Here is a 6,173-nt window from a genome sequence, read left to right on the forward strand (position 1 = left end):
CGGCGGGCCGTCGGGCCCGCCGGTCACCGGTCGGGGCGCCTTACTGGGCGCCGCCGAGCTTGCCGAGGATGACGCCCGACGACGGACCCTGCCACGACGGCGGGAACATGTACATGTCCTCCTCCGTGGGCCAGCCGGTGAACTTCGTCGTGTTGAAGAACGTCTGCGTGCCGTTCACGACGATCGGGATGTACGGCAGGTCCTCGACGATGTGCTCCTGGACGGTGGCGTAGGCCTCCTTCTTGGCGGCCTCGTCGTTGGTCTGGGACGCGGCCTGGACGGCGGCGTTCACCTCGTCGTTGTCGTACCGGGAGATGTTCCACTCGCCCGGCTCGAGGGCCGTGCCGACCTTCTGGGTGTAGTCGCCGGTGAACCACTCGCGGTAGATCTGGAACGGGTCGGCCAGCGAGGTGCCGACGACGCCGCCCATGATGAGCTCGAACTCTCCGGAGACGCGGGCGTCGGCGAACTCGTTCCAGGAGATCGTGGACGCGGTGACCTTGAGGCCGGCGGCCTTGGCCTGCTCCTCGATAAGCTTGGCGGCGTTGTTGAAGTCCGACCAGCCGTCGACGGAGGTCAGCGTCAGGTCGATCGGCTTGCCGTCCTTGCCGTAGAAGCCGTCGGCGTCCTTGGTGTAGCCGGCCTCCTCGAGGATCTTGCCGGCGGCCGCGGCGTCGGCGCTCTGCGGCGACTCCTTCGGCATGCCGTCGGCGATCCACTTGTCGTCGCGACCGAGCAGCGCGAACGTGGGCGAGATCTCCTTGGCGAGGCCCACGAACGCCTTCTCGGTGATCGCCGAGCGGTCGATCGCCGCGTTGAGCGCCTGCCGGACGGCGACGTCCGTCTGGGCCCCCTCGCAGCCGAGCTCGGTGTTGGAGCAGGTGTAGAGCACCACCGGGTCGACGGGCGTGTTCACGTACCCGAAGCCGCCGGTCGAGGTGACGCGCTCGGGGTCGGGCACGAACATCGTGGTCCAGTCGATCTGCCCGGTGGTGAGCAGGTCCTCCGCGGACTGGTTGGCGTCGATGCCGACGTACCGCAGCGAGGCCACCTTCGGCGCGCCGCCCCAGTAGTCGGGGTTGGCCTTCGCGGTGTACGCGGCGTTGGACGCCGTGTCGAGCACGTAGGGGCCGGTCCCCACGGGGGACTCGGCGTTGTCCCAGGCCACGAGGCCGGTGAGCGCGTTGCCCTCGGCGTCCTCGCCGGAGTCCTTCTCGTGCTCGGAGAACACGTGCTCCGGCACGATGTACGTGCTGCCGAGGATCGCGAACTCGTTGGCGTACGCCGGCTCGGCGAAGGAGAACACCACGGTGGACTCGTCCTGCGCGACGGCGTCCTTCAGGTACTCGGGCTTGGCGGTGTCGTTGGTGAACGAGTAGACGACGTCGTCGGCCGTGAACGGCTGACCGTCGTTCCACGTCACGCCGGCGCGGATCTTCACCGTGAGCTCGGTGCCGTCCTCGTTCCACTCGAACGACTCGGCGAGCATCGGCGTGGGGTCGACGTCCTGCAGCTTGTTGTAGGCGAACAGCGTCTCGTAGATGCCGCCGTTGGCGAGGTGCAGGACGCCCACGGCGTAGGGGTTGAAGTTGGGGGTGATCGGGGTCTGGGAACCGGCCCAGATCACGAGCTCCTGGTCGGTGGCGGCGCCCTCGGCCGCGGGGGCGCTCGTGCCGTCGCCACCGTCGCTGTCCCCGGCGGCACCGGAGCACCCGGCCGCCAGGAGGGTCACGCTGGTCAGCGCGGCGGCGGCCGCGAGCCACCGTCCGCGAATCTTCCCTCGGATCATCGTTGGTCCTTCCAGTCGGCAGCGCACCCTCACGCCGCGTTCACTCACGCTTAGGGAAGGAACCTTAACGAATAGCCCGGGGCCCTCCGCAAGACCCCGGGGACCCATAAGGTAGGAGTGTTATCAAAACGTCACCTGGGTCAGGGACGCGTCACACCTCGGTGACGCGCGCCGTCGTCTCGTTCGACGTCGCGGCGCCGCTGCGGCCCGTCTGGTTCCACGCGAAGCTGCGGGGCCGGGTGCGGGCGTTCGGCACCTTCGCCGCCCTCGACCACGAGCTGCGCCACCTCGCCCCGTCGGTCGACGAGCACGTCGCCCCCGGGCACGCCTTCGCCCGGCTCAGCGGCACCCTCCCCCACGGCACGGCGGTCACCGACCCTGACCAGCAGGATCAGGGCGCTCAGCGGGGTCAGGCCAGGCTGAAGAGCACCCGCCGATCGGGCACGGACGCCTCCGCCAGCGTCGCCCGGACGCGCTGACCGAGCGGCAGCTCGGCGCCCTCGATGCGCGCCCGCACGGCCGGGTCCTTGAGCATGACCTCACCGCGCTGCGGGCCGTCCGCCGCACCGTCCTTGCCGGCGCCGCGCACGTCGACGACGACGCCGTCGAAGGCCTGCCCCTCGCGTCCGGCGAGCAGCGCCGCCTCGACGACGTCCACGCAGCCGCGCTCGAACGCGCCGGCCGTGCGGGAGGCCGCCGCCATCGTCTCGGGCAGGGTGGGCAGGGCCTCGGCCACCCAGGCGGGCGGCTCCTTGCCCGCGGCGTGCGCGAGGCACACCTCGGTGGCGTAGCGGTCGGCGAGCCGCCGCAGCGGCGCCGTCACGTGGGCGTACTCGGCCGCGATCGCCGCGTGCCGGGCGTCCGCGGGCAGCGCCACCGGCGGTTCGCCGTCGGGCCCCGGCACGCCGAACGCCAGGTAGCCCGCGCCGCGGAAGAGCGACGTCGCCTCGGCGAGGAAGGCCGCGTGGGCGGGCCGGCGGGACTCCAGCGTCGGGACGAGCTGCGCGTACGCGACGTCGTCGGGCCAGTCGATGCCGAGGGCGGCGGCCGTGCGGCGCAGGCGCGCGACGTCGCGGTCGTCCGCCGGGGGCAGCGTGCGCAGCAGGCCGACGCCGGCCTCGCGCATCATGGCCGCCGCGGCGATGCCGGTGAGCAGCGAGATCTGCGCGTTCCAGCCCTCGACCGGGAGGGTGCGTCGCAGCTCGAGCGCGAACGACCCGTCGGGCCCGGGCACGATCTCCTGCTCGGGGACCTCGAGCGACACCCCGCCGCGGTCGCGCTCGCGCTCCTGCCGCAGGCGACCCACGTCCGCGAGCAGGGACAGGGAGTCCGACGCCGTCCCCGCGTCGAGCTGACCCTGGACCTCGCCGTAGGTGAGGCGGGCGCGCGACCGCACGGTCGCGCGGGTCACGGAGCTGCTGGTGATCTCGCCGTCCGCGTCGAGCCCGATCGTCCACAGGACGGCGGGCCGGTCCTCGTCGGGCAGCAGGCTCGCCGCGCCCTCGGACAGGACGGGCGGGTGCAGCGGGGTGCGCACGTCCGGGCCGTAGACGGTCGTGCCGCGACGGTGCGTCTCGGCGTCGAGCGGGCCGCCCGGACGGACGAACGCGGCGACGTCCGCGATGGCGTACCGGACGATGTAGCCCCGGCCCGACGACGCGACGTGCACCGCCTGGTCGAGGTCCATCGAGCCGGGCGGGTCGATGGTCACGAGCTCGACGTCGCGGCGGTCCTGGCGCCCCTGCCGGCGCTTGCCGCCGAGGGCCGACCCGCCGTCCGCGGCGGACTTCTCCGCCTCCTCCCGCACCTCGGCGGGGAACATGGCGGGCAGGCCGACCTCGGCGCGGAGCGCGGCGAGGGCGTCGGCGACCTCGGCCGGGCCCGCCTGGGCGAGATGGAGCTGACGCGTCGGCACGGCTCGACCGTAACGGCGCACGCCCCGGGCCGCGCGGCGAGGGGCCGGACCGTGAGGCACGGCACGGGTACGGCGGCCGCCTGCGTTTTCGACAGGCTCCGCCGCGGCCAGATATCTTGATGTCAAACAATCTCTCGTCCACCCCTGCCAAGGGAGCATCGCCGCATGACCACCGAGTCCCGGCCCGAGGCCGCCACGATCATCTACACGCACACCGACGAGGCGCCGCTGCTCGCGACGTACTCGTTCCTCCCGATCGTCGAGGCGTACGCCGCCCAGGCCGGGGTCACGCTCGAGACGCGCGACATCTCCCTCGCGGGGCGCATCCTCGCCCAGTTCCCGGAGCGGCTCACGGACGACCAGCGCATCGGCGACGCGCTCGCCGAGCTGGGCGAGCTGGCCACCACCCCCGAGGCCAACATCATCAAGCTGCCGAACATCTCGGCCTCCGTGCCGCAGCTCAAGGCCGCCGTGGCCGAGCTGCAGGCGCAGGGCTACGACGTCCCGAGCTACCCCGAGGACCCGCAGACCGACGCCGAGAAGGACGTGCGCGCCCGGTACGACAAGGTCAAGGGCTCGGCCGTGAACCCGGTGCTGCGCGAGGGCAACTCGGACCGCCGCGCGCCCGCCTCGGTGAAGAACTACGCGAAGGCGCACCCGCACCGCATGGGCGCCTGGTCGGCCGACTCGAAGACGAACGTCGCGACGATGGGCTCCGACGACTTCTTCTCGAACGAGAAGTCGGTCGTCGTCCCCGCCGACGACACCCTGTCGATCCGCCTGGTCACGCCGGCCGGCACCACGGTCCTCAAGGACGGCCTGAAGGTCGAGGCGGGCGAGGTCGTCGACGGGACGTTCATGTCCGTCGCCGCGCTGAACACCTTCCTCGCGGAGCAGGTCGCGCGCGCCAAGGCGGAGGGCGTGCTCTTCTCCGCGCACCTCAAGGCCACGATGATGAAGGTCTCCGACCCGATCATCTTCGGCCACGTGGTGCAGGCGTTCTTCCCGGCCCTCTTCGAGCAGTACGGCGACCAGCTCAAGGCCGCCGGCATCTCCCCCAACGACGGCCTCGGCGCCCTCCTCGCCGCCGTCGACCAGCTGCCCGACGGCGCGGCGATCAAGGCCGCCGTCGAGCAGGGCCTGGCCGACGGCCCGGCGCTCGCCATGGTCGACTCCGACCGCGGCATCACCAACCTGCACGTGCCGTCGGACGTCATCATCGACGCGTCGATGCCCGCGATGATCCGCGGCGGCGGCCACATGTGGGGCCCGGACGGCAAGGAGCACGACACGCTCGCCGTCATCCCCGACTCGTCGTACGCCGGCGTCTACCAGACCGTCATCGACGACTGCCGCGCGAACGGCGCACTCGACCCGGCCACGATGGGCTCCGTGCCCAACGTGGGCCTCATGGCCAAGAAGGCCGAGGAGTACGGCTCGCACGACAAGACGTTCGAGATCCCCGCGGACGGCACCGTCGAGGTCGTGAACGCGGCCGGCGACGTGCTGCTCAGCCACGAGGTCCAGGCCGGCGACGTCTGGCGCGCCTGCACCACCAAGGACGTCGCGATCCGCGACTGGGTCAAGCTCGCCGTCAACCGCGCCCGCGCCACCGGCTCCCCCGCCGTGTTCTGGCTCGACGCGCAGCGCGCCCACGACGCGCAGCTCATCGCCAAGGTCGAGGAGTACCTGGGCGACCACGACACCGACGGCCTCGACATCCACGTGATGGCGCCGGCCGAGGCGACGGCGTTCTCGCTCGCGCGCATCCGCCAGGGCCTCGACACCATCTCGGTGACGGGCAACGTGCTGCGCGACTACAACACCGACCTGTTCCCCATCCTCGAGCTGGGGACGTCGGCCAAGATGCTGTCGGTCGTGCCGCTGATGAACGGCGGCGGCCTCTTCGAGACCGGCGCCGGCGGCTCCGCCCCCAAGCACGTGCAGCAGCTCCTCGCGGAGAACTACCTGCGCTGGGACTCGCTGGGTGAGTTCTTCGCGCTGGCCGCCTCGTTCGAGCACCTGGCCACCGTCACCGGCAACGCGCGCGCCCAGGTGCTCGCGGACACCCTCGACCGTGCCACGGGCACGTTCCTCGACCGGGACAAGTCCCCGACGCGCCGCGTCGGCGGCATCGACAACCGCGGCTCGCACTTCTACCTCGCCCTGTACTGGGCGCAGGAGCTCGCCGCGCAGTCCGACGACGCCGCGCTGGCGGCCGCGTTCGGCCCGCTCGCCGCGTCGCTCGCCGAGCAGGAGGAGACGATCGTGGCCGAGCTCGTCGGCGTGCAGGGCTCCCCGGCCGACGTCGGCGGCTACTACCGCCCCGACGCCGCCAAGGCCGCCGCGGTGATGCGCCCGTCCGCCACCTTCAACACGGCGCTCGAGGCCCTCTGACGCCGAGATAGAGAAGGGGAATCCGCGAGATAGAGAAGCCCGGACAGGACCGCAGCTGCTGCGGTCCTGTCC

At 72.2% G+C, this 6,173-nt stretch carries 4 protein-coding genes; 2 read left to right on the top strand and 2 right to left on the bottom strand.

The annotated features are described in order from the left end of the window. Positions 1–40 precede the first annotated feature (40 nt). Positions 41–1,789, bottom strand: coding sequence for an ABC transporter substrate-binding protein (locus ACFUVW_RS18760; protein WP_430572824.1), 1,749 nt, complete (start codon positions 1,787–1,789; stop codon positions 41–43). Between the two features lie 161 nt (positions 1,790–1,950). On the opposite strand from ACFUVW_RS18760, the gene ACFUVW_RS18765 reads away from it, so the two are divergent. Beyond that, positions 1,951–2,268, top strand: a complete 318-nt coding sequence (locus tag ACFUVW_RS18765) for a hypothetical protein (protein WP_430572825.1) — start codon at positions 1,951–1,953, stop codon at positions 2,266–2,268. Here ACFUVW_RS18765 and ACFUVW_RS18770 read toward each other — a convergent pair. Beyond that, a complete protein-coding gene (locus ACFUVW_RS18770; protein ID WP_430572826.1) occupies positions 2,199–3,704 on the bottom strand; it encodes an RNB domain-containing ribonuclease in 1,506 nt (501 codons plus the stop codon). The two genes, ACFUVW_RS18765 and ACFUVW_RS18770, sit on opposite strands and share 70 nt — an antisense overlap. Positions 3,705–3,869: 165 nt before the next feature. On the opposite strand from ACFUVW_RS18770, the gene ACFUVW_RS18775 reads away from it, so the two are divergent. Further along, positions 3,870–6,101, top strand: a complete 2,232-nt coding sequence (locus ACFUVW_RS18775; protein WP_430572827.1) for an NADP-dependent isocitrate dehydrogenase — start codon at positions 3,870–3,872, stop codon at positions 6,099–6,101. The last annotated feature ends 72 nt before the right edge of the window (positions 6,102–6,173 follow it).

It is taken from the genome of Isoptericola sp. NPDC057391 (assembly GCF_042668085.1).
In the GTDB taxonomy this organism is placed as follows: domain Bacteria; phylum Actinomycetota; class Actinomycetes; order Actinomycetales; family Cellulomonadaceae; genus Isoptericola.

Bases quoted from the DNA above. Each gene is read 5' to 3' on its own strand.
- ACFUVW_RS18760 (WP_430572824.1), bottom strand. From the start codon at position 1,789: ATGATCCGAGGGAAGATTCGCGGACGGTGGCTCGCGGCCGCCGCCGCG.
- ACFUVW_RS18775 (WP_430572827.1), top strand. From the start codon at position 3,870: ATGACCACCGAGTCCCGGCCCGAGGCCGCCACGATCATCTACACGCAC.